Annotated in this window: 20 protein-coding genes; 8 read left to right on the top strand and 12 right to left on the bottom strand. The window is 67.6% G+C overall.

The features are described from left to right. Positions 1-13 precede the first annotated feature (13 nt). Positions 14-346 (top strand): cupin domain-containing protein, encoded by a 333-nt coding sequence (locus tag ACP26O_RS17340; protein ID WP_006753233.1) that lies wholly within the window; start codon positions 14-16, stop codon positions 344-346. A gap of 29 nt (positions 347-375) precedes the next feature. Here the strand turns inward: ACP26O_RS17340 and ACP26O_RS17335 are convergent, their stop codons facing one another. The 3 genes from ACP26O_RS17335 to ACP26O_RS17325 all read right to left on the bottom strand — a co-directional run bounded on the left by ACP26O_RS17335 (position 376) and on the right by ACP26O_RS17325 (position 3,321). Further along, on the bottom strand, positions 376-1,356 hold the full coding sequence (locus tag ACP26O_RS17335) for a bifunctional helix-turn-helix transcriptional regulator/GNAT family N-acetyltransferase (protein ID WP_175663656.1): 981 nt from the start codon (positions 1,354-1,356) through the stop codon (positions 376-378). A 145-nt stretch (positions 1,357-1,501) separates the two neighbouring features. After that, positions 1,502-2,260 carry an SDR family oxidoreductase gene (locus ACP26O_RS17330; protein ID WP_175663657.1) on the bottom strand — a complete coding sequence of 253 codons (759 nt, stop codon included), beginning with the start codon at positions 2,258-2,260 and terminating at the stop codon, positions 1,502-1,504. A gap of 116 nt (positions 2,261-2,376) precedes the next feature. Continuing rightward, complete coding sequence (locus ACP26O_RS17325) at positions 2,377-3,321, bottom strand: LysR family transcriptional regulator (RefSeq protein WP_165753698.1); 945 nt, start codon at positions 3,319-3,321, stop codon at positions 2,377-2,379. Positions 3,322-3,504: 183 nt separating this feature from the next. Here ACP26O_RS17325 and ACP26O_RS17320 point away from each other — a divergent pair, with 183 nt between their 5' ends. Beyond that, positions 3,505-4,719, top strand: coding sequence for an FAD-dependent monooxygenase (locus ACP26O_RS17320; protein ID WP_175663658.1), 1,215 nt, complete (start codon positions 3,505-3,507; stop codon positions 4,717-4,719). A 240-nt stretch (positions 4,720-4,959) separates the two neighbouring features. Here ACP26O_RS17320 and ACP26O_RS17315 read toward each other — a convergent pair whose 3' ends face one another. Both ACP26O_RS17315 and ACP26O_RS17310 read right to left on the bottom strand, forming a co-directional pair. Then, a complete protein-coding gene (locus tag ACP26O_RS17315; protein ID WP_175663659.1) occupies positions 4,960-5,898 on the bottom strand; it encodes an alpha/beta hydrolase in 939 nt (312 codons plus the stop codon). Between the two features lie 61 nt (positions 5,899-5,959). After that, positions 5,960-7,063: an OpgC domain-containing protein gene (locus tag ACP26O_RS17310; protein WP_175663660.1), complete on the bottom strand. Its 1,104-nt coding sequence runs from the start codon at positions 7,061-7,063 to the stop codon at positions 5,960-5,962. A gap of 381 nt (positions 7,064-7,444) precedes the next feature. Between ACP26O_RS17310 and ACP26O_RS17305 the strand changes: the two genes are divergently transcribed. Further along, positions 7,445-8,599, top strand: coding sequence for a porin (locus ACP26O_RS17305; protein ID WP_175663661.1), 1,155 nt, complete (start codon positions 7,445-7,447; stop codon positions 8,597-8,599). Positions 8,600-8,646: 47 nt separating this feature from the next. On the opposite strand, the gene ACP26O_RS17300 is transcribed toward ACP26O_RS17305, so the two are convergent. Then, positions 8,647-9,558 (bottom strand): LysR family transcriptional regulator, encoded by a 912-nt coding sequence (locus tag ACP26O_RS17300; RefSeq protein ID WP_175663662.1) that lies wholly within the window; start codon positions 9,556-9,558, stop codon positions 8,647-8,649. A gap of 136 nt (positions 9,559-9,694) precedes the next feature. Here ACP26O_RS17300 and ACP26O_RS17295 point away from each other — a divergent pair, with 136 nt between their 5' ends. Together ACP26O_RS17295 and ACP26O_RS17290 are read left to right on the top strand one after the other, a co-directional pair. After that, positions 9,695-10,711: an aldo/keto reductase gene (locus tag ACP26O_RS17295; RefSeq protein ID WP_175663663.1), complete on the top strand. Its 1,017-nt coding sequence runs from the start codon at positions 9,695-9,697 to the stop codon at positions 10,709-10,711. Between the two features lie 131 nt (positions 10,712-10,842). Next, complete coding sequence (locus ACP26O_RS17290; protein WP_175663664.1) at positions 10,843-11,583, top strand: sulfite exporter TauE/SafE family protein; 741 nt, start codon at positions 10,843-10,845, stop codon at positions 11,581-11,583. 81 nt (positions 11,584-11,664) lie between these two features. Here the strand turns inward: ACP26O_RS17290 and ACP26O_RS17285 are convergent, their stop codons facing one another. After that, a complete protein-coding gene (locus ACP26O_RS17285; RefSeq protein WP_175663665.1) occupies positions 11,665-12,051 on the bottom strand; it encodes an ester cyclase in 387 nt (128 codons plus the stop codon). A 60-nt stretch (positions 12,052-12,111) separates the two neighbouring features. Beyond that, on the bottom strand, positions 12,112-13,008 hold the full coding sequence (locus tag ACP26O_RS17280; RefSeq protein WP_175663666.1) for a LysR substrate-binding domain-containing protein: 897 nt from the start codon (positions 13,006-13,008) through the stop codon (positions 12,112-12,114). A gap of 536 nt (positions 13,009-13,544) precedes the next feature. On the opposite strand from ACP26O_RS17280, the gene ACP26O_RS17275 reads away from it, so the two are divergent. The 3 genes from ACP26O_RS17275 to ACP26O_RS17265 all read left to right on the top strand — a co-directional run bounded on the left by ACP26O_RS17275 (position 13,545) and on the right by ACP26O_RS17265 (position 16,481). Beyond that, a complete protein-coding gene (locus tag ACP26O_RS17275; RefSeq protein WP_175663667.1) occupies positions 13,545-14,384 on the top strand; it encodes a peptidoglycan DD-metalloendopeptidase family protein in 840 nt (279 codons plus the stop codon). 200 nt (positions 14,385-14,584) lie between these two features. Then, positions 14,585-15,484: a class A beta-lactamase gene (gene bla, locus ACP26O_RS17270; RefSeq protein ID WP_175663668.1), complete on the top strand. Its 900-nt coding sequence runs from the start codon at positions 14,585-14,587 to the stop codon at positions 15,482-15,484. A 124-nt stretch (positions 15,485-15,608) separates the two neighbouring features. After that, positions 15,609-16,481: a LysR substrate-binding domain-containing protein gene (locus ACP26O_RS17265; protein WP_138848998.1), complete on the top strand. Its 873-nt coding sequence runs from the start codon at positions 15,609-15,611 to the stop codon at positions 16,479-16,481. 23 nt (positions 16,482-16,504) lie between these two features. Here the strand turns inward: ACP26O_RS17265 and ACP26O_RS17260 are convergent, their stop codons facing one another. From ACP26O_RS17260 to ACP26O_RS17245, 4 genes are all read right to left on the bottom strand, one after another. Beyond that, positions 16,505-16,840, bottom strand: a complete 336-nt coding sequence (locus tag ACP26O_RS17260) for a type 1 fimbrial protein (protein WP_175663669.1) — start codon at positions 16,838-16,840, stop codon at positions 16,505-16,507. A gap of 353 nt (positions 16,841-17,193) precedes the next feature. After that, positions 17,194-17,448: a GlsB/YeaQ/YmgE family stress response membrane protein gene (locus ACP26O_RS17255; RefSeq protein ID WP_011659025.1), complete on the bottom strand. Its 255-nt coding sequence runs from the start codon at positions 17,446-17,448 to the stop codon at positions 17,194-17,196. Positions 17,449-17,603: 155 nt separating this feature from the next. Next, entirely contained in the window at positions 17,604-18,608 is a 1,005-nt protein-coding gene (locus tag ACP26O_RS17250; protein WP_175663670.1) for a fimbrial protein, read from the bottom strand. Between the two features lie 9 nt (positions 18,609-18,617). After that, a complete protein-coding gene (locus ACP26O_RS17245) occupies positions 18,618-21,218 on the bottom strand; it encodes a fimbria/pilus outer membrane usher protein (protein WP_175663671.1) in 2,601 nt (866 codons plus the stop codon). Positions 21,219-21,256: the final 38 nt, after the last annotated feature.

The raw sequence follows: 21,256 nt of genomic DNA, 5'->3' as shown, positions 1-21,256 counted from the left end.
CGAGGGTCCAACCATGCAACTTCAAACCGGCAACCTGTTCAGCACCGAAGCGGCGCGCGGCGACGACGAACGGATCGACATACTCGTCGCGGGCCCGCGCCTGAACGTCGAGCGCATCGTGTCGATGGGGCACGCGAGTCCCGACGGATTCTGGTATGACGATCCCCGTGCCGAATGGGTCGTGCTGCTGTCAGGCGCGGCCGTGCTCGAATTCGAAGCGGACGCGACGCTGCACGACATGCGCCCCGGCGACCATGTGCTGATCGAACCGCATTGCCGGCATCGCGTCGCGTGGACGCATCCGGAAGAACCGTCGGTCTGGCTCGCGATCTATCACGATCGATGAATCGTGCGGCGGCTTATCCGCTCATCCCCTTATCGGCCCGGTCGGCACCGGCTGAAGCGCTGCTCGATGACGTGGGTTCCCCATTGCGCACCCTCCGATTCGCTGGTCAGCGTAAAGCCGAACGATTCGTACAAGTGACGTGCCGAATCCAGGCCCTTGAACGTCCATAGATAGGTCTCGTCGAACCGCTGCTCGTCGACGAACTGCATCGCGCGCGTCATCAGTTGCCGCCCGATACCGGCACCGCGCAATGCGTCGTCGACGATGAACCATCGCAGGTGTGCGATTCCCGTGGCCTTATTCCCGTCTATTGCGACAGAGGCGAGCGCGCGGCCGTTTTCGGCATGGAGCCACAGAGCCTTGCCTTCGGCGGGTAGCGTGCCGGCAAATTCCGCGAGTTCGGTCGCCACTTTTTTCTCGAAGAAAGCGCCAAATCCCCAGTGTTCCGAATAGAACCGCGCGTGAAGGCTTGCTATGTCACCGATACAGCCGGGCCGGTAGCCGTCGACAATGTGCCCGGCGTCCGGATTCGGTGCGGGTGGTGCCTCGGCGCTGTTGTCTTGCGCGAGCGCATCGCTATACAGCGCGAGCGCGCGGACGAGGGTTTGCTGGTCCGCCGGCACCATCCGGCGTAACGCATTCGACACCTGACGTGTCGCAAACTGGTCGATCTTCTTGCGAAGCTTTTGCCCGTCGGCAGTCAGGTACAACTCGGTCGCACGCGCATCGTCGGGTGAGATGCGGCGCGTCACGAAGCCGGCCGTTTCGAGCCGGGAAAGCTGCCTGCTCGTATTCGATTTGTCCAGCCGCAGAATGCTGCCCAGATCCTTCGCGCTGATGCCGGGCGCCATTCCGATTTCAAGAACGGCATGAACCGCGGAGGGCGCCAGATCGCTGTCGGCCAATGTCGCGCGCATGAAACCCAGTTCGCGAACCAGCTTGCGGGAAAAATCGCGCAGCTCGAGAATCGTCGCGTCGCGAGGCTTCGCCGGAATATCGATGAGGTCCATGATCAGTCCGCAAAAAAGTTGCGAGTCGCAAGCAATATTAGTTGCGCCTCGCAACTTGTCAAGGATGATTTACGTTTCGCCGGAGCGCGGCAAGCGGACCTGTAGCGCAGGCAGGCCCGCCGAAGCAGCTCGCGGGCGCCCCGACTTATCCGCGCCCCACGAACGGCATCGTGGTCGCCATGATCGTCATGTTCAGGATGTTCGTATCCAGCGGAAGGCTTGCCATCTGAACGACCGCGTTCGCGACATGCGTGACGTCCATGCGCGCCTCCGGCGCCATGCGTCCGTCGGCCTGCAGCACGCCGTCCGTCATCCGGTCGGTGAGCGACGTCGCCGCGTTGCCGATGTCGATCTGACTGCACGCGATGTTGTACGCACGGCCGTCGAGCGCGAGCGACTTCGTGATGCCGGCCACCGCATGCTTGGTGGCCGTGTACGCGATGGTGTTCGGGCGCGGCGTATAGGCGGAGATCGAGCCGTTGTTGATGATCCGGCCACCCTGCGGCGTTTGCGCCTTCATCAGGCGCCATGCTGCCCGCGCGCACAGGAAGACGCCCGTCAGGTTGGTCGCGACGACGTCGTTCCACACGTCGAGTTCGTATTCGTCGAGCGGAACGGCCGGCGCGTTGCGGCCGGCGTTGTTGAAGAGGACATCCAGCCGGCCGAACTCGCGCGCGATCCGCGAGAACGCATGTTCGACCGACGCTTCGTCGGTGACGTCGGCCGGAAACGCATGTGCGTCGCCATGGCCGGCGGCGATTGCCTCTTTCGTTTCACGCAACGATGCTTCGTTGCGTCCGATCAGCGCGACGGTAAAGCCGGCGTTCGCGAGTGCGATGGCGGCGGCACGACCGATGCCGGATCCCGCGCCCGTGACGGCGGCGAACTTCTTCGAGGCAGACATGGCTTGATTCCCTGCGGGTTGAGGTGAGGAGAGAGGCGGCAGGTGCGCGGTGTACACATCGTGCGCCGGGTGAAGCGCCATCGTACCGCGCACCGCGGGTTGCGCCGCTCGCGCCGCTATTTTCTGCGGGCCGGCGCGGCCTTTCGCGCGCGTGTCCCGGTGTCCGCGAACAGGCTGACGACGACCTCCCGTAGCCACCGGTTGCCTTCGTCCTGATTCACGCGCGCATGCCACAGCATGTGAATCGGCGCGCCCGGCAGCGTGACCGGCAACGCGCGCCAGCCGAGCGAAAACGGAGCCGCCAGTTGCAGCGCAAGATGTTCCGGCACGGTCGCGATCAGGTCGGTGCGCTGCAGGATATAGCCGACGCTCATGAAATGCGGCACCGTCAGCCGCACGCGGCGCTTCACGCGGCGCCGCTTCAGCCAGTCGTCCACCTGCCCGTGACCGGTGCCGGCTGACACCACGACCAGATGCTCGGCATCCCGCCATGCGTCGACCGTCAGCGGCGCGTCTTCGAGCGGATGCCCGCGCCGGAACAGGCACACGTACCGCTGATCGAACAGCCGGCGCTGATAGAACCCGCCCTGCAGTTGCGGCAGCAGCCCGATCGCGAGGTCGACGCGGCCGTCGGCCATCTCGTCGCTGAGGTTGACGCTCGTGTTGCGCACCGTGTTGAGCGCGATGCCCGGCGCCGTGCGCGCTAGATGTTCGAGCAACGCGGGCAGGAACACGACTTCGCCGATATCGGTCATGCCGATCGTCATCGTGCGCGACGCGCGCAGCGGATCGAAACCGGTCTCCGGATTGAGCGCGGCATGCAGCGTCGACAGCGCCTGCGCAACCGGTTCGGCCAGGCGCAATGCGAAGGGTGTCGGGACCACGCCGCCCGGCCCGCGCACGAACAGCGGATCGCCGAGCCGGCGGCGCAGCTTCGCGAGCGCGTTGCTGACGCCCGGCTGGCTCATGTTCATCTGCTCGGCGACGGTCGACACGCGCCGCTCCTGCATCAACCGCTGGAACAGCAACAGCAGGTTGAGGTCGATCTCGCTCAGCTCCATGATTCGGCGTTGCCTCCCATCATTGCGTTCAGTGATGAAGCAGATTCCCGGCATTTTATTGTGGGATAAGGGTGCGCTGCTGAAAATACCGATACGGCGCCTGCATTCGACCGGCGCGCCGGGCAGGTCACGCGCGCCGTGGCCTCGACCACTCATCATTTGAATATCGGAGACATCTTCATCATGCGGACGAACTTGAGGATCGCGATCGTCGGTGCCGGCATCGGCGGCCTGACACTAGCGCTTGCGTTGCGCGAGCAGGGCATCGACGCGCAGCTGTACGAGCAGACCGACGTGCTGCGCGAGGTGGGGGCGGCCGTTGCGCTGTCGGCCAACGCGACGCGCTTCTACGAACGGATGGGATTGCGTCCGGCTTTCGATGCGGTGTGCGCGGAGATTCCGGGCCTCGTCTATCGCGACGGGCGCAGCGGCGCGGTGATCGGCCATCATCGCGGCGAGCCCGACTATCGCCGGCAGTTCGGCGGCTCGTACTGGGGCGTGCACCGCGCGGACTTGCAGGCGATCCTGTCGAAGGCGGTCGGGGTCGAGCAGATTCATCTCGGCCATCGGTTGGTCGAACTCGCGCAAGATCCGGAGCGCGTCACGCTGACCTTCGAGAACGGCGAGCGCGTCGACGCCGATCTCGTGATCGGCGCGGACGGCGCGCGTTCGCTCACGCGGCGCTGGATGCTCGGCTACGACGACGTGCTGTATTCGGGTTGCTCGGGCTTTCGCGGCGTGGTGCCGGCCGAGCGGATGAACCTGCTGCCCGATCCCGAGACCATTCAGTTCTGGGTCGGGCCGCACGGGCATCTGCTCCACTATCCGATCGGCGACAACGGCGACCAGAACTTCTTGCTGGTCGAGCGTCATCCGTCGCCGTGGCCGTCACGCGACTGGGTCATGCCGGCGCAGGAGGGCGAACAGCTGCGCCTGTTCAGGGACTGGCATCCGGCGGTGGTGCAGATGATCACGGCGGTGCCGATCAGCCAGCGCTGGGGGCTGTTTCACCGGCCGCCGCTCGGCCGCTGGAGCCGCGGGCGCGTGACGCTCATCGGTGATGCCGCGCATGCGCTCGTGCCGCATCACGGGCAGGGCGCGAATCAGTCGATCGAGGATACGATGGTGCTGGCCGCGCAACTGGCGAAGGCCGGGTCCGGCAACTGGCGCGACGCGCAGGAAGGGTACGAGCGGCTGCGGCGCGGCCGCACGCGCAAGGTGCAATACGCGTCGATCTCCGCGGCCGACGTGCTGCATCTGCCCGACGGGCCGGCCGCGCAGGCGCGCAATGCGCGTCTCGGCGAGCGCGACAGCGTGCTGCATCACCTGGACTGGATTCACGATTTCGACGCGCTCGCCGATGAGCCGGATGAGCGGCAGGGTGGGACGTGGCTTTGAGTTGAAAGACGCGGTGCGATCGGCGGTCGTGTTGGGTTATCGATCGGGGGGGAGGGCGGTCGTCAGCTGCTCGTCGGGAACGCCGGCCTCCGTGCGTGCCGGCCAGCACGTATCGCGCTTACGCGTGGTCGGCCACCCGTTCCGCATCGCGCTTGACCCATTCGATGTCGCGACACCGCGCGACCGGATGCGCGCACGCATACGCTGCACGATCCGGTGCGGTGGAAGTATCCGCCTCCGTTACTTCACGCACTCCAACGCATACTTCAACCCCTGCCCGAGCAACCCGCGCCACACTTCCCACGTATGCCCGCCGTCGACGATACGCAGCTCGGCCGCGTTCTGCGCGCGGCGCAGGTGCGTGTACAGCACGCTCGACTCGGCCTGGATCGTCAGGTCGTCGTCGCCGGCCGCGATGAACATCGGCACGCGCCAGTTGCGCGCGAAATAGCCGCGCATCAGCGCCGGATAGTTGAGCTCGTGCCACACGCGCGGATCGAACTGCCGGTCGCCGAACACACCGACATAGCGCGCGGCGGAATTGAGCGGCGGCTCGTTCGCGTAGATCGCGGGGCTCAGCAGCATCGCGCCGCAGAACAGGCCCGGCTCGAGCAGCGAGAAACGCAGCGCGCCGAAACCGCCCATCGATACGCCGCCGATCGCGCGGCCCGCGCGCTGGTTCGACACCGCGAAGTGCGCTTCGACTTCCGGCAACAGCTCGTTCAGGAACGCGCTCTGCATCTTCTCCTTGCGGTCGACGTACCAGTCGGTGCCGCCTTGCGGCATCACGATCACGACGGGCGGGATCTCGTGGCGCTCGATCAGCGTGTCGGCCGTGGCCTGCAGCCGGCCCTGCGTGATCCAGTCGTTCGCGTTGCCGGCATTGCCGTGCAGCAGATACATGACCGGATAACGCGCGCCTTCCGGGTTGTAGCCGGGCGGCAGATAGACCGTGTATGACCAGTCGCGCTTGAGCGACGCCGAGCGGAACGCGCGCAGCACGACGCTGCTGCCCGGGTTGACCGGCGGCTCCTGGGCGGCCGGCCCGATGGTTGCGGGCGGGACGATCGCGGGCGCGGACGACCCCGGCGAAACCGCGGGCCCGCCCGGCGTGGCGTGGGCGGTGGCGAGGCAGCCGGCGAGCAGGGCGACGGCGAACGGAAGGGCGAGTCGGCGCATGGCGAATCGTTTCAGGAAAGGCGCCCGCTATCGTAGCAGCGGCGCATGACGGCGCGGCGCGTCATGGCCGCGAACGGAACGGGAACGGCAGCCGCGACACCAGCGGCCCGTAGAGTTTTGCGACGAGATACAGCAGCCCCGTCGCGACGACGTCGGCGGTCAGGCCGAGCGGCACGTTCAGATAGCCTTCGGTCGCCTGGTAGAGCAGCGAGTCGACCGCGAGCGAGATGCAGGTGCCGGCGACGAAGCACAGCAGCCCCTGGCGGCCGATCGTGCCGATCCACGGCATCGCATGCGCGACCTTCTTCATCCACCCGAGGTGCACGAGCTTGGCCGCGAGCCACGCGATCGCGAGGAAGTTCACGAGCCGCAGCGCGCCGAGGTTCTGCTTGATCGACGGATCGGTCGGGAACGGCTCGATGCGCAGCCGGTAGTACGCGCCGGCCGCGACGATCGCGAGCGACGCGGCTGTCAGCAGCCAGCCCTGCGGCTTCGGCGCGAGCGTCTGGTACACGGGCTGGCAGCGCGCGATCACGCCGAGCACGAACAGGAACTGCCACGCGAACGGGTTGAAGTCCCACGGCGCGCCTTCGACGGTCGGCAGGAAACGCGCGACGTGCGGCGCCGCGTACCAGAGCGACCCGCTGAACGCGAGCATCAGCCACGGCTGCGTGCGCGCGAGCGGCAGCGCGAGCGGGACGAGCAGCGCGAAGAACGCATACATCGGCAGCACCGACGCGAGATACGGCTGGCGGCGGAACAGCAGGATGTCGCGCAGCGCGGCGAGCGGCTTGTGAAGGAGGCCGTCGAGATCGTTGGTCGGCATGTTCGGACCGTCGATCGAGAACGCGTTGAGCACGGCGGTGATCAGCAGCATCAGGCCGGCCGTGACGAGGAAGGCGCGGTAGATCTCGAACGCGCGACGGATGAATCGCTGGCGCGCGGCGGCCTCGTCGTGCCGCTCGGCGAGCGAGTTGTACGCGATGGCGGTGGCGAAGCCGCCGAGGAACACGAACACCTCGGCCGCATCGCACAGCGCGTATGCATGCAGCGTCACGCGCGACAGGATGCTGCCGCCGATGTGGTCGACGACGATCACGAGCAGCACGAGGCCGCGGAAGAAATCGAGCTCGGCGTAGCGGCCGGCCCGGGCTGCGGCGGTCATCGGGCCGCCTGCCGGCGCGTGCCGCGTGCGCGCCCGGCACCGGCCGCGCATGAATCGGGGTGAAGCATGACTTCGTGAAGAAATGACGAATGGATGCGCATTGTGCCACCGATGCGACGCCGTCCGGGTTTACGCGAATGGCGGGCCGATCTGCCGCTGCCGGCAAGCCCGATCGGGGAGCGTGCGGAACGGGGCAGTTGGACGAGCGCAACGCTTTGTGCGCCGCGCCCACGCCCCGATGGACGGGTGGTTTCCGACGTGACACCATTTTGTCCTCGCGGCCGCACACCGCGCAGTCCGCCCTGCGGGCCACCTCTATAAAACAGACGAAACAAGCGCCGGGCGCAACGCCTGCCCGGCAACGGCTCCGGAGAATCCGTCATGAAGAAGCACGTCATTTTTGCCGCCGCGCTGGCAGCGTTCGCCGCGCCGGCCTTCGCGCAGGACAGCGTGACGCTGTACGGCCTGATCGACGAAGGCTTCAACTACACGAACAACGTGAATGTGCATGGGGTCGGAAAAACGGATTACCAGCTCGCGAGCGGCTATGCGCAGGGCAGCCGCTGGGGCCTGAAGGGCAGCGAGGAACTGGGCGGCGGCCTGAAGGCGATCTTCACGCTGGAAAACGGCTTCGACGTGAACAACGGTCGGTTCAACCAGGGCGGCCGGATGTTCGGCCGCCAGGCGTTCGTCGGGCTGAGCGCATCGCGTTTCGGCACGCTGACCTTCGGCCGCCAGTACGATTCCGTCGTCGACTATCTCGCGCCGCTGACCGCGAACGGCAACTGGGGCGGCACGCTGTTCTCGCACCCGTTCGACAACGACAACACGGACAACTCGTTCCGCGTCAACAACACGGTCAAGTACGCGAGCCCCGACTGGAATGGGCTGTCGTTCGGCGGCACCTACAGCTTCAGCAACAGCACGGGCTTCTCGACCAACCGCCAGTACAGCCTCGGCGCGCAGTATTCGCTCGCCGGGCTGCAGGTCGCGGCCGCGTATCTGCAGGCGAACAGCCCGGGCGTCGGCAACGCGGGCGCGATCGCGGCCGACGACGCGAATTTCGTCGCCGACCGCCTGCGCATCTTCGGCGGCGGCATCAACTATACGTTCGGCCCGGCGACGGTCGGCTTCGTCTATACGAAGACCGACGTGAAGAACCCGGTGTCGACCGTCTACCTGCCGGCGTCGACGTTCTCGGGCCTCGGGCTGACCGCGACCAAGTTCCAGAACTTCGAGATCAACGGCAAGTACCAGCTCACGTCCGATTTCTATCTCGGCGCGCAGTACGTGTACACGGACGGCAAGTTCGACGCCGCGACCGGCTCGTTCAAGCCGAAATACCACACCGTCGGACTGATGGCCGACTACAGCCTGTCCAAGCGCACCGACGTCTATCTGCAGGGCGCGTGGCAGAAAGTCGCCGGCGACAAGACGGGCACCGCGGCCGACGGCGGCTACGTGGTCGGGACGGATGGCCCGTCGTCGTCGTCGAACCAGTTCGCGGTGCGCGCCGCGATCCGCCACAAGTTCTGAGCGCGCGACACCGGGCCGGCGGCTGATCGCCCCGGCGCCGGCTGCCGTCATTCGTCCCGGTGCAGGTCGCCGAGCGTGTCCGCGAGCCAGTCGACGAAGATCCGCACCCGCGGCGCCAGATGCCGGCTGTTCGGGAACACGACCGACACCGGCAGCGGCTCGACATGCCATTCCGGCAGCACCTCGACCAGCGAGCCGTCCTCGAGCAGCGGTGCGAGCCCCTCGCGCGGCGCCTGGATCATCCCGAGGCCCGCGAGACAGCACGCGAGATACGCCTGCGAGCTGTTCACCGCGACGACGCTGCGCATCTTCACGGTCTGCAGCGCGCCCGTATCCATGTCCGCATATTCCCAGTCCAGCTCGCGGCCCGTGCGGCTCGAGAAATAGCCGACCGCGACGTGGTCGGGCAGATCGTCCGGCGAGCGCGGCGTGCCGTGCCGCGCGAGATACGCGGGCGACGCGCAGTTGATCTGCGAGAGCTCGCCGATGCGCCGTGCGACCAGCGACGTGTCGGACAGCACGCCGACCCGCACCGCGCAGTCGATGCCGTCGGCGACGAGATCGACGAAGCGGTCGGTCGTGCTGAGCACCACGCGCAGGTCGGGATAGCGTGCGTGGAAATCCTGCAGCGCCGGAATCACCTTGTTCAGCGCGAAGCGTTCGGGCAGGTCGACGCGGATCGCGCCGCGCGGCGCCGCACCGGCGTCGTCGAACAGCGTCTCGGCATCGTCGAGATCGGCCAGCAGCCGTGTACAGCGCTCGTAGTACGTGGCGCCCTCGGCGGTCAGCGCGACGCGCCGGGTGGTCCGTTGCAGCAGCCGCACGCGCAGGTGTTTCTCCAGATACTGGACGGCATTGCTGACCGTCGGGCGCGGCAATTGCAGCTGCTCGGCCGCTTTCGTGAAGCTGCCGAGGTGGGCGACACGCGCAAAGATGCGCATTGCATGCAGATGGTCCATGCGGGATGGGTACGGAGGGGGAATAGCCTCCATTGTTAATCAGTGTCGAATGATTTGGTTGCGGGTTTCGCGTTTATCGCGCGCCGCAATGCGCCGAGAATCCGGTTCATTCACTCACCTCCGCAAGGAAACGGACATGGACAAGCGTCAACTGGGCCGCACGGGCCCGCAGGTTTCGGCGATCGCACTCGGCTGCATGGGGATGTCGGATTTCTACGGGCCGGCCGATCGCGACGAAAGCATCGCGACGCTGCACGCGGCGCTCGACCACGGGATCACGTTGCTCGATACCGGCGACTTCTACGGGATGGGCGACAACGAGATGCTGATCCGCGACGCGCTGCGCGGCCGGACGCGCGACCAGGTGCTGATCAGCGTGAAGTTCGGCGCGCTGCGCGATCCGGCCGGTGCGTTCGCCGGCTACGACGCGCGTCCGCAGGCGATCCGGAACTTCGTCGCGTATTCGCTGAAGCGGCTCGGCATCGACCATATCGATATCTACCGGCCGGCGCGCGTCGATCCGGCGGTGCCGATCGAGGAGACGGTCGGTGCGATCGCCGATCTCGTGAAGGCCGGCTATGTGCGCCATATCGGCCTGTCGGAGCTCGGCGCCGACACGATCCGCCGCGCGGCGGCCGTCGCGCCGATCGCCGACCTGCAGATCGAGTACTCGCTGCTGTCGCGCGGGATCGAGGCGGACATCCTGCCCGTGTGCCGCGAACTCGGGATTGGCGTGACGGCGTACGGCGTGCTGTCGCGCGGGCTGCTCGGCGGCGGCTGGAGCGCGGCACGGCAGGGCGAGCGCGATTTCCGCGCGGCCAGCCCGCGTTTTCAGGGCGAGAACCTCGCGCACAACCTCGCGCTGGTCGACGCACTGCGCGCGATCGCGAACGAGAAGGGCAGCAATCCGGCGCAGGTCGCGATCGCATGGGTGCTGTCGCGCGGCGACGACATCGTGCCGCTGGTCGGCGCGCGCAAGCGCACCCAGCTTCAGGACGCAGTGCTCGCCTCTGAGTTGCAACTAACGGTCGATGATCTCGCTCGCATCGAAGCGGCGGTTCCCGCCGGGGCGGCTGCCGGCGAGCGTTATCCGGCCTCCCAGATGGCGCACCTCGACAGCGAGCAGGGACGGGGGCCGGCACACGGTGCATGAACGCCCGGGCGGCGCGCATGGCGGGGGTCCCGGGTGGACGGGCCCGAGCCAGCCTCAGGCAAAACCAGATGGCGGGCGGCGGGATGGTGGTTCACCATCGGCGCCTTATTCGACCGGACGGAACGCCTTCCATGCAAATTCATACGCTGACGATCATCGTGCTGGTCTTTCTGCTGGCCGGCGCGGTCAAGGGCGTGATCGGCCTCGGGCTGCCGACGATCGCGATGGGGCTGCTGACGCTCGCGATGCCGCCATCGGCCGCCGCGAGCCTGCTGCTGGTGCCGTCGTTCATCACCAATGTGTGGCAGTTGTGGCTCGGTCCGTCGTTCGGGCCGTTGCTGCGACGTCTGTGGCCGCTGCTCGCCGGGCTGACGATCGGCACGCTGACGGGCGGGCTGCCCGCGCTCGCGGCCGGCAGCACGTGGACGCACGCGGCGCTCGGCATCGTGCTGGTCGCATACGGCTGCTGGGGGCTTGCCGCCGCGCGGCTGCCCGCGCCGGGGCGTCACGAGAAGTGGTTGTCGGCCGTGGTCGGCTACCTGACGGGCGTCGTGACGGCCGCGACCGGCGTGTTCGTCGTGCCGGCCGTGCCGTACCTGCAGGCGCTGCGCCTGTCGAAGGACGACCTGATCCAGGCGCTCGGGCTGTCGTTTACCGCGTCGACGATCGCGCTCGGCCTGCAGTTGCGCGTGACGGGCGCGCTGCAGACCGTCGATCTCGGCGTATCGGCGCTGACGCTCGTGCCGGCGCTCGCGGGGATGGTCGGCGGGCAATACGCGCGGCGCGTGATGAGCGAGCAGGCGTTCAAGCACTGCTTCTTCGTCGGGATGATCGCGCTCGGTGCTTACATGGCCGTGACCGGATCGCGGTGAGGATCGGCCCGGCCAGGATCGGCCCGGCCCGGATGGGCCCGGCGCGGATGGGGCCGGCCCGGGTCGGGACGGCCCGCATCGTCACAGCTGCGCTTCGATCGCGGCCTTGTCGATCACGGACCAGACCTGCCGGATCCTGCCGTCGTGAAATTCGTAGACCACGTTCTCGGCGAACGTGACGCGCGTGCCGTCCACGGCGAGCCCCATGAAGGTCCCCTTCGGTGCACAGGCGAAGCGAAGCCGGCAGGCGACGCGCGGCGGTTCGCACACGAGCAGCCGGATTTCGAAATGGAGATCCGGAATGTCGCGGAAATCCTGCTCCAGCATCGCGCGGTACCCGGCCAGGCCGAGCGGCCGGTCGTTGTGGATCACGTTGTCGGCGACGTACTGATCGAGTGCCGCCCAGTCCTGCCGGTTCAGGCAGTCGATGTATGCGCGGTAGCGCATCGCGAGGTCAGTTGCGGTCATGGCTGCGGTTTCCTCCTCGTGTTTCGCGCGGTGGTTCCGGATGGTGATGGCGCGCGCCGTTCAGCGCGGCGGTGTCTCGCCCGACAGATACGACACGAACGCCTGCGTGTATTTCGGCAGCGCATCGAACGATCGCGCGCAGAGCGTCAGCTTGCGGTGGCTCCACGCGTCGGACAACTCGACGAGCCGCACGTCCATGGTCTGCATCGCGCGCTCGGCCGCATGGCGCGACACGATGCCGATGCCCACGCCGCTTTCGATCACGCGGCAGATCGCATCGAAACTCTTCAACTGCACACGGTAGCGAATCCGCTTGCCGAGCGCACGTGCCTGGTCCGCGAGATGGACCTGCAGCGCGCTGCCGTCGGTCAGCCCGATGAAATCCGCGTCGGCGATCTCGTCGAACGCGACCTTGCTGCGCGCGGCGAGCGGATGCCCGGCCGGCACGACCGCGATCAGCCAGTCCTCGCGGAACGGCTTCTGTTCGAGCCCGCCGAGCCCGACCGAGTCGGCGACGATGCCGACCTCGGCCGTCTTGTTGCGGATCGCATGGACGATCTCCTGGCTCGAGCGCTCCTCGACGCTGATCGACAGTTTCGGGTGATGCGGCAGATACGCGGCGAGCGCGTCCGGCAGGTATTCGCTCAGCGACGCCGTGTTGCACAGCAGCCGGATATGCCCGCGCAGCCCCTGGCCGTATTGCTGCAGCTCGCCCCGCATGTGGTCGATCTGCTGCAGCACCGTGCGCGCGTGGTGCTCGAGCGCGCGGCCGGCGTCGGTCACCTGGGTGCCCGACTTGGCCCGGTGCAGCAGCGGCACGCCGAGCTCGTCCTCCATCCCGCGGATGCGCTCGCTCGCGGCCTGCAGCGTGATGTGGGTGCGCTCGGCGCCGCCCGTGATCGTGCCGGCCTCGCAGATGTTCAGGAAGAGCCGCAGGTCGGTCAGGTCGAAGCGCATGGGGAGAGTGGGGGCGCGTAACGATTGGAATGGCCGATACGTTAGCAGGAACCGCCGCGCCGGTCTCAGGCTGGGCTTGAGGCCCCGTTCGCCGCTTCCGCATTTTCGGGGCGGGATCGAAGTGGGATGATGGCCGCATATCACCGGAGGAGACAGTCATGCGAATCGATTCGTCGTGGGGCGTGTCGTTCAAGATCGCATTGCACGTGCTGTTCCTGTGCATCGGTGTCGCGTGGGCGTGCGCGGAGCTGGTCGACTGGCTGCGCTGAGCGGGCGGGCGGCGCAGGCCGGCTCGTCTGTCCGCTACGGCCACGCGCGCATCGAAAGCCGTTCGAAATAATGGCGTGATGCGAAATTTTTGCCGCATCGTGCGCCCAAAGCCGTCAAGTTTTTCCGAATTCGACCGTATTACCGGTAACAAGCGTCTGCCGACGCCCGGCGCGTGATCGTTTGTCATCATTGTTTGCATCCGGTTACACGTCGGCCGTTCCGTTTTTGAGATGCTTGAAAGATTGTCAAACCGGAGTCGATCGTCCATGAAACTGCACGAGATTTGCCGCAAGTCGGCGTGGCTGTCTGGCCTGGCCGCGGTGCTCGTGATGGCCGGTTGTGCCAGCGCGCCGCCCGTCCCGCCGAGCGACACGCTGGCGGGCGCGCCATCGGGCCAGCCTGCCGCCGCGCGTGCGGCCACGCCCGCGACGCCGCCGCCTGCGCCGATTCTCGTCGCACAGAAGTACGTGGTGAAACGCGGCGACTCGTTGACGAGCATCGCGTCCGCGAACGATTGCAGCGTCGCCGACCTGCGCACCTGGAACAAGCTCGACGGTCGCGGCAAGCTGCGCATGGGGCAGGTGCTGCGCATTGTCCGGCCGCAACCGTTGCAGGCGCCGGCGGCGAACGCCGGCACGCAGGTCGCCGCGAACGGTTCGACCAGCGCGGGCCCGGCGAGCGCGTCGACGGCGAGCGACCGGCAGGTCGTGAAGGAAACCAAGCGGCATGCGGGCGGGGTGGCGCTCAGATGGCCCGCGCAGGGCAAGATCGTCGACGCGTTCCGGCCGGGGCAGAACCGCGGGATCCAGATCGCCGGCCGCCCCGGCGACCCGGTCCGCGCGGCGGCCGACGGCCGCGTGATGTATGCGGGCACCGGCCTGAACGATTACGGCAGCCTGATCATCGTCCAGCACAACGCGGATTTCCTGACCGCCTATGCGCACAACCGCAAGCTGCTCGTGAAGACCGGCGACATCGTGCGCCAGGGCGACGAGATCGCCGAGATGGGCGACCTCGACAACTCGCGTGTCGCGTTGCTGTTCGAGGTGCGGCGCGACGGCAAGCCCGTCAATCCGATGCCGTACCTGCCTTCGTCGCAAGGCTGAAGCGGGCCGCGCCGCTGGAACGCGGCCGCGCTCGCTGTTACGCTAGGGCCTCATGCGAGTCCCGCCTCCGCGGGGCCGACGGGCGTCTTTGGGGATGCGCGGCAGATGCCGTCGCGAGCCGGCCGTCGGCGTGAACGCGTGCGTATCGATGATGCGTACGTTGCTCCGTGCCACCGTTTCCGACAGAACACCACTCATCCATGGAATATTCTCCGACACGCCGCTCGCTGTTGCTCGCCGCCGTCGCCGCGCCGTTCGTCGCCGCGTGCTCGTCGGCGCCCGTCGCCGACCAGGTGCACGCCCATGCCGCCCAGGCCGAACTCGCCGCGCTCGAAAAGGCATCGAACGGCCGGCTCGGTATCGCCGTACTCGATACGTCGAACGGCACGCGCATCGCGCATCACGCGCGCGAGCGCTTCCCGGTGTGCGGCACCTATGCGGTCGTTGCGGCCGCCGCGATCCTCGCGCGCGGTTCGCTCGACGCATCGCTGCTGCCGCGCCGCATCCTGTATCGCCGCTATGAAGTCGTGGCCGGCTCGCCGGTGACGGAAAGTCATGTCGACACGGGGATGACGATCGCGCAGCTGTGCGCGGCGATGCTGCAGTCGGGCGACAAGGGCGCCGGCAACCTGCTGATGCGCGTGCTCGGCGGCCCGCAGGCCGTCACGTCGTTCGCGCATGAAAGCGGCGACACCGTGTTCCGGCTCGACCGCTGGGAACCCGAACTGAACCTGGCCGCGCCCGGCGACGAGCGCGATACGTCGACGCCGGTTGCGATGGTCGACATGGTGCAGCAACTGCTGCTCGGCGATACGCTGCGCGTGCCGCAGCGTGCGCAGCTCACCGAGTGGATGACCGGCGGCACGCGCGGCACGACCGGGATCGCGGCCGGCGTGCCGCCCGGCTGGCGTGTCGCGGACAAGGCCGGCTCCGGCGGCTACGGCACGACGACCGACGTCGCGGTGCTGTGGCCGCCGTCGCGCGCGCCGATCGTGCTGGCCGTGTCGTTCACGCAGCCGCGTGCCGACGCGGCGGCCCGCGCGGATGTCGTCGCGTCGGCGGTGCGCATCGCGACGGGCGCGCTCACCGCAACGGCCTGAGCGTCCGACGCACCTCGCGTAAAGCGGGCGTTTGGCTTATCGTGTCGATCAGCGCGCGCCGGTGCCGGCGCGCGGCCTTGCCGCGCCGTGCTTCGGCGCGGATGTTTCGTCTACCCGCCTCGTCATGCGCCGACTTCCGCCCCTGCACGCGCTGCAGATCTTCTCGACTGTGGCCCGTCACCGCAGCTTCACGCGCGCGGCCGAGCAGCTGTGTCTCACGCAAGGCGCGGTCAGCCGGCAGATCCAGACGCTCGAGGCGCATTACGGTTTTCCGTTGTTCAAGCGGCACGCGAAGGGCCTCACGCTGACGGCGGAGGGCGAGCAATTGCTGCCGGTGGTCGACGAGAGCTTTTCGCGAATCGAGGACATCTCGATGAAGCTCACGCGGCAGCGCACCGATCTCGCGCTGAAGGTGCCGACCTGCGTGATGCGCTGGATGCTGCCGCGGATCATGCGCTTCCAGGGCGAGCATCCCGATCTCCATGTGCAGATCACGACCGCGTGGCAGCACGTCGTCGATTTCTCGACCGAGCCGTTCGATGCGGCGGTCGTCTACGGCACGTCGCCGGGCGCCGGCGTGTGCGCGCTGCCGCTGTTCGACGAGCGGTTGACGCCGGTGTGCGCGCCCGAGTTGCGGCAGGCCGCACCGCTCGATGCGGTCGGCGATCTCGCGCGCCATACGCTGCTGCATCCGACGCGTGACCATCGCGACTGGCGCGCGTGGCTCGATTACGCCGGCGAGCGCGCAGTCGATGCGGAGCGCGGGCCGACCTTCGATACGCTCGACCTCGCGACCAACGCGGCGACGCAGGGCTTCGGCGTCGCGATCGGCGACGTGACGCTCGTCGACGACGACGTTAGCGCGCGCCGGCTCGAACGGCCGTTCGACATCGTGCTCGAGACCGGCGCCCGCTACTTTTTCGTCTATCCGGAGAACCTCGCCAGCCAGCAGAAGATCCGCGCGTTCAGCGACTGGATCGCCCGCCATCGCGACTGATACGACCGCTCCGGCAGCACACGTTACTGGTAGGTGACGACCGCGATCATCGGCGCATGCGCGTTGCCCGGACGGTCAGGTAAAACGATTGCGCGCGAGGCTTGCGTAAAGTTCGTGGTCTTGATCGTGCGCAGGCTGGCCGCGTCGACGAATGCGACCTGGCCCGTGGCCGGGCGCGGGCAGTTGGGGCGCACGTGCGCACGCGCGGCGTCGGCCGTGTCGAGTGCGAACGAGCACGGCGGTTCGACGATCATGCCGGTAAAGTGGATGATGCCGCCCGTGCCGGCGGCAAATGATGAGGACGAGGCCAGAAGCGAGACAGCCAGGGCAACCGAGGCGGCAAACGGGCGATGCTTCATGACGGGCTCCAGAGGGCAAGCGCGTCGCAGCCGGGCCGCTCGAATGGCAGTCCGTCAACGCTGCGATGCTGTATGCGTAAACGGCAAATCCATCGGACCTCTTGAATGAAAAATCGGAAATAACGGACATAGGCAAACGACGCCGTATTCCTCCAATCAATTTATCTCAAATTTGTGGGGGCGCAAGGCAGGGTATTGCCGGGGGCGTAGGCTGGCGGGAAGAGCGGAGATGGTTGCGGAGGCAGCTCGATCGTTGAGGACTCAACGAGCCGCCGATCCGGTGATTCGCGATGCCAAACGAAAACGGCCGCTCATGACGAGCGGCCGTATCGCATCGCAGCGAAATGTGGCGATCAGCCGGCGCGCTTGCGCACCGCGCCGACGACCACGAGCAGCACGATCGCGCCGATGATCGACGCGATCCAGCCTGCGCCCTGACCCGGCGCATACCAGCCGGCGGCGCGGCCGATGTAGCCTGCGGCGAGCGAGCCGACGACGCCGAGCACGACGGTCATCAGGATGCCCATCTTGTCGTCGCCGGGCTTGAGCGCGCGGGCGAGGAGGCCGACGATGAGCCCGACTACCAGGGTTTCGATGAATTGCAGCATGAACGCCTCCCTAATGCTGTTGAGTTGTTGACGAAAGGAGATGGACTCGCCTGGCGCACCGGGGTTCCCCGTGGAGTCGAACCGGTGCGGGCGTGCCGAGTATCGCATGCCGCCCGCGTCGTGCGGATGTCAGGGCCGCCACAGCGGCCCATCGTTCATTGGTAGTCGAGCAAAACCTGCGCGGCCGCATGAACCGAACCGCCGCCGACCTTCGCGCCTGTCTGCAGGTAGGACGCACGCAGCCGGATCGTCGGCGATCCGCCGGTGGCCGGGTTGTAGCTCGTCACCGTATGCGACTTCCCCAGCGTCAGCGGCTGGCCGGTCGTGGCATCGGCGACCTGGATGCCGATGCCGCTGGCCGTCGCATCCGGGCGCAACTGCATCGCGCCCGGCGTGCCGGCGACCACGTCGTCCAGCGGAGCAACTTGATAGCCGATGCGGTTGTAACCGGCCGGGCAGTTGTTCAACTGCACCTGGAAATCCGTCGCGCCGGCGGTCGAACCGATGCCGTTGAACACGTTGTGCTGCACGGACGGCATCGTGACGGTCTGGTCGGCAATCGAGCACGTTCCGTTGATGAAGCTGACCTTCGCGGCGAGGTAGACCGGGGACGACGCGCCGAAGATGCCGGACTTGTAATTGATCGTGAAATAGGCGCCGAGCATGCCGGAATTGAGCGACCCGTCCTGTGGCAGCCGGCTGTCGCGAAACAGCATGATTTCGAGCGTGTTGCGCAGTGTCGTCTTCGTCGACGAGACGGCGACGTTACCGTCGACGATCATGCGCGTCGACAGGCCGGACACGTTGGTTTCCAGATCGGGACCGTCGGATACCCACACGCCGCCTTTGGCGTACATCGAGACGCTCGTGATCTGGCAGGTGCTCGCGCCGCACACGTCCTGCGGCGTGAAGTAATGACGCGCGACGACCGTGCCCGGCGTGGCGTTGCCGGGGCTCGAAACGGTGGCCTGCCCGAATGCATAGAGGGAGGCGGCGCTCGCGTCGGCCGCGAATGTGATGCATGCGAGCAGAGCCGCCGCGGCAACCGCGCTCATGCGGGCGCAGCGTCGGGCCGTGCCGCTGCGTGCATCGCGCGTGTGCGCGATGCGTGCCGGGCTCGTCACTTGGGGCGATGCGAACGACGGACGGAAATTGAACATGGGGATTCCTTATTGAATGCCGGCGGCCGTGGCGTCGGGCTGGCAGATGCTCTTGACGATCCGAATGCCCGACGATGGCCGGCGATGTTCCGCGACAGGCAGCTCGTATGCGATTCGACAGATCGAGCGATGGTCGTCGGCGCCCCATTGAACCGTCAGGGAACCGCTGTCGGCGAGCCCGCGCGCGAAGATCCTGCTTGCCTGACCGACGACGCCTACTTCCTTGCCGGTCTCGTCGTGCACGGCGGCGCCGAACGGCAACGGCGTACCGTCGGCCTGGCGCGCCTGAACGAGGGCCGCGCGGCCGGTGTCGGTCGCAAACCGGATGAGCGGCACCGCGCCGGCGCGCGGCGCGATCTGTCGGCTGGTTTCCTTCAGTTCCACATCCATCGGGATGCCCTTCGGATCGAGTGCGACCGTATTGAGGCTGTATGGCGTCAGGTACGGCACGACCGCGTAGCCGTTGCGGTCGACCTTGACGCCTGCCGCGTTCGTGACGCGCGCGCCGGCCGCGCCGGGCGCCTCGACGATCGCGAACGTCTCGGATACCGGCTGCGAGAACGTGATGCCGCCGCGATGTGCGACCAGCGCGCCGCGCACGGCGAGCGAGCCCTGCTGGAAGTCCGTGCTCGCGCCCGCGCTGGCGTTGACTTCCGCGACGCGCGTGCGGTACGTGACGTTGGCGCTGCCGTCCGTGCCCGAGTTCGGACCGGACGCGTGGTTCGCGCTGACGCTGTACGACAGCGCGTGGTCCTCGCCGAGCGATCCGGACAGCGTCGATTGCAACCGGGTGCGGCCCAGCGTGTCGCGCGACACGTTGCCCGACACGGTCATCGGGCGCTCCCGGCCGAACGGGATCGTGACGCTGGCGTAATAGAGCGTGCCCATGTCGCCACCGGCATTGCGCTGCCGCGTGGCCGTCAGGCTGTACGAAATATTGCGGAACTGGTTCGTGTAACCCACCGAGTAATTGACGTCCGAGCCGGGGCGGTTCCAGTAGTTGACGGCCGATGCCGTCGTATTGATGCGGCCGCCGGTCGCGCCCAGCCGCTGCGTGAGCGCCAGCGACGCGCGATTGCGCTGGCGCCAGACCGACTGCGCCGAGCGGCCGTCGCGCGCGGCATCGCGCGCCTGCATCGCGTCGTTGAGGCCGAAATAGCCGTCGGTCGAATAGCGATACGCGGCGAGTGCGATATCGGTGCCGGTCGCATCGACCGACTTCGCATAGCTGACGCGCACGCTCGAACCGCTGTAGCGCTTCGCGCCCGGGATCGAGGTCAGCGCATGCGTGACGTCCGCGCCGAACGCGCCGAACGACGTGTTGAACGCGCCGCCCAGCATCGCCGACGCGTAACCACCCGCGAGCGTGACGCCGCCGTAGGCCGTCAGCAGGTTGGTCAGGCCGCGCTGGTAGGTCGCCTGCGTGAACAGCGGCTGGCTCGATCCGTGGGGATTGCGCAGCGTGCCCGCGACGAAGCTGTAGCGGCCGATGCCCGGCCGCAGCGACATCGGCACGGCGGCGTAGGGTACCGAGAACGAGTGCACGGAGCCGTCGGCTTCGGCAACCGATACTTGCAGGTCGCCGCCGTACCCGGTCGGATAGAGGTCGTCGATTTCGAAATTGCCGGGCGCGACCGTCGTCTCGTAGATCGTCACGTCGTTCTGGCGGATCGTCACCTTTGCGTTGCTGTTCGCGATGCCGCGCACCACGGGCGCATAGCCGCGCAGCGAGTCGGGCAGCATCCGGTCATCGGTCGACAGGCGCACGCCGCGGAACTGCGTCGAGTCGAACAGTTCGCCCGACGTGTAGCTTTCGCCGACGACGAGCTGCGACGACAGCGACGGCAAGTCGCGCTGGAGATAGGTCGCGATGTCCTGATACCGGCTCTCGCCGCGCGACGACCATGAATACGAGCCTTCGTGGCGAAAGCGCCAGTTGCCGAGGTTCACGCCGCCGTTCAGGCCGAGATAGCCTTGCGTCTGCGTGGTGTGGCCGCTGGCCTTCGACGTGTAAAGATTGAAGTTGTAGCCGAGCAGGCCGACGGTTTCGCCGGAGGTCCATTGATCGGGGCTCACGTAGCCGCGCGCCTTGCGTACGAGCGACGCCTGCGGGATCGACAGCCGCAGGGTCTGCCGCGGAAAGTCGAATGCCGCGCTGGCGCCCGGCACGACTTGGTCGAGTTGCAGGCAGGCGCCGTCGCCGTCCAGTCGCGCGAGCACTTCCGGCGCGAGCTTGCCGAAATCGACGCCAACGCGCTCGAGCTGCGTGCGGTCGAAGCACGGCCGCGCGTCGCCCGAATCCGGCGCGGCCACGAAGCGCACGTCGTAGCGGCCGATCCAGTTGGGACCGACATGGATGTCGGTGGTGTACACGCCGGGCGCCGTCACGTTGCGCTGCGCGAAGCGCGACACGTCGACATGCTTGCCCAGGCGGCTCTGCAGGAACGCGCCGTCGAACTCGACTTGCGCGAGCGTGCTTTCGGCGGCGGCCTGCGTCGTCGCGCGGCCATGGGCGGACCACGCGGCGACGCAGGCCGCCACCAGCAGATGGATCGGCTTGACGTGCGGCATGTCGGCCGCGCCGCGGCGAGGCAGTCGGGTCGGGGTCATGCGCAATACTCCACAAAGGTTCGGGGCGAGCGGGCGCG

The organism is Burkholderia sp. R-40 (genome assembly GCF_049942845.1).
GTDB lineage: Bacteria > Pseudomonadota > Gammaproteobacteria > Burkholderiales > Burkholderiaceae > Burkholderia > Burkholderia ambifaria.
The sequence above is the reverse complement of the archived record's forward strand: the minus strand, read 5'-3'. Positions and strand labels throughout refer to the sequence as shown.

Bases quoted from the DNA above. Each gene is read 5' to 3' on its own strand.
- bla (WP_175663668.1), top strand. From the start codon at position 14,585: ATGGAATATTCTCCGACACGCCGCTCGCTGTTGCTCGCCGCCGTCGCC.
- ACP26O_RS17330 (WP_175663657.1), bottom strand. From the start codon at position 2,260: ATGTCTGCCTCGAAGAAGTTCGCCGCCGTCACGGGCGCGGGATCCGGC.
- ACP26O_RS17310 (WP_175663660.1), bottom strand. From the start codon at position 7,063: ATGACCGCCGCAGCCCGGGCCGGCCGCTACGCCGAGCTCGATTTCTTC.
- ACP26O_RS17295 (WP_175663663.1), top strand. From the start codon at position 9,695: ATGGACAAGCGTCAACTGGGCCGCACGGGCCCGCAGGTTTCGGCGATC.
- ACP26O_RS17285 (WP_175663665.1), bottom strand. From the start codon at position 12,051: ATGACCGCAACTGACCTCGCGATGCGCTACCGCGCATACATCGACTGC.
- ACP26O_RS17290 (WP_175663664.1), top strand. From the start codon at position 10,843: ATGCAAATTCATACGCTGACGATCATCGTGCTGGTCTTTCTGCTGGCC.
- ACP26O_RS17305 (WP_175663661.1), top strand. From the start codon at position 7,445: ATGAAGAAGCACGTCATTTTTGCCGCCGCGCTGGCAGCGTTCGCCGCG.
- ACP26O_RS17275 (WP_175663667.1), top strand. From the start codon at position 13,545: ATGAAACTGCACGAGATTTGCCGCAAGTCGGCGTGGCTGTCTGGCCTG.
- ACP26O_RS17280 (WP_175663666.1), bottom strand. From the start codon at position 13,008: ATGCGCTTCGACCTGACCGACCTGCGGCTCTTCCTGAACATCTGCGAG.
- ACP26O_RS17315 (WP_175663659.1), bottom strand. From the start codon at position 5,898: ATGCGCCGACTCGCCCTTCCGTTCGCCGTCGCCCTGCTCGCCGGCTGC.
- ACP26O_RS17250 (WP_175663670.1), bottom strand. From the start codon at position 18,608: ATGTTCAATTTCCGTCCGTCGTTCGCATCGCCCCAAGTGACGAGCCCG.
- ACP26O_RS17335 (WP_175663656.1), bottom strand. From the start codon at position 1,356: ATGGACCTCATCGATATTCCGGCGAAGCCTCGCGACGCGACGATTCTC.
- ACP26O_RS17340 (WP_006753233.1), top strand. From the start codon at position 14: ATGCAACTTCAAACCGGCAACCTGTTCAGCACCGAAGCGGCGCGCGGC.
- ACP26O_RS17300 (WP_175663662.1), bottom strand. From the start codon at position 9,558: ATGGACCATCTGCATGCAATGCGCATCTTTGCGCGTGTCGCCCACCTC.
- ACP26O_RS17245 (WP_175663671.1), bottom strand. From the start codon at position 21,218: ATGACCCCGACCCGACTGCCTCGCCGCGGCGCGGCCGACATGCCGCAC.
- ACP26O_RS17265 (WP_138848998.1), top strand. From the start codon at position 15,609: ATGCGCCGACTTCCGCCCCTGCACGCGCTGCAGATCTTCTCGACTGTG.
- ACP26O_RS17320 (WP_175663658.1), top strand. From the start codon at position 3,505: ATGCGGACGAACTTGAGGATCGCGATCGTCGGTGCCGGCATCGGCGGC.
- ACP26O_RS17325 (WP_165753698.1), bottom strand. From the start codon at position 3,321: ATGGAGCTGAGCGAGATCGACCTCAACCTGCTGTTGCTGTTCCAGCGG.
- ACP26O_RS17260 (WP_175663669.1), bottom strand. From the start codon at position 16,840: ATGAAGCATCGCCCGTTTGCCGCCTCGGTTGCCCTGGCTGTCTCGCTT.
- ACP26O_RS17255 (WP_011659025.1), bottom strand. From the start codon at position 17,448: ATGCTGCAATTCATCGAAACCCTGGTAGTCGGGCTCATCGTCGGCCTC.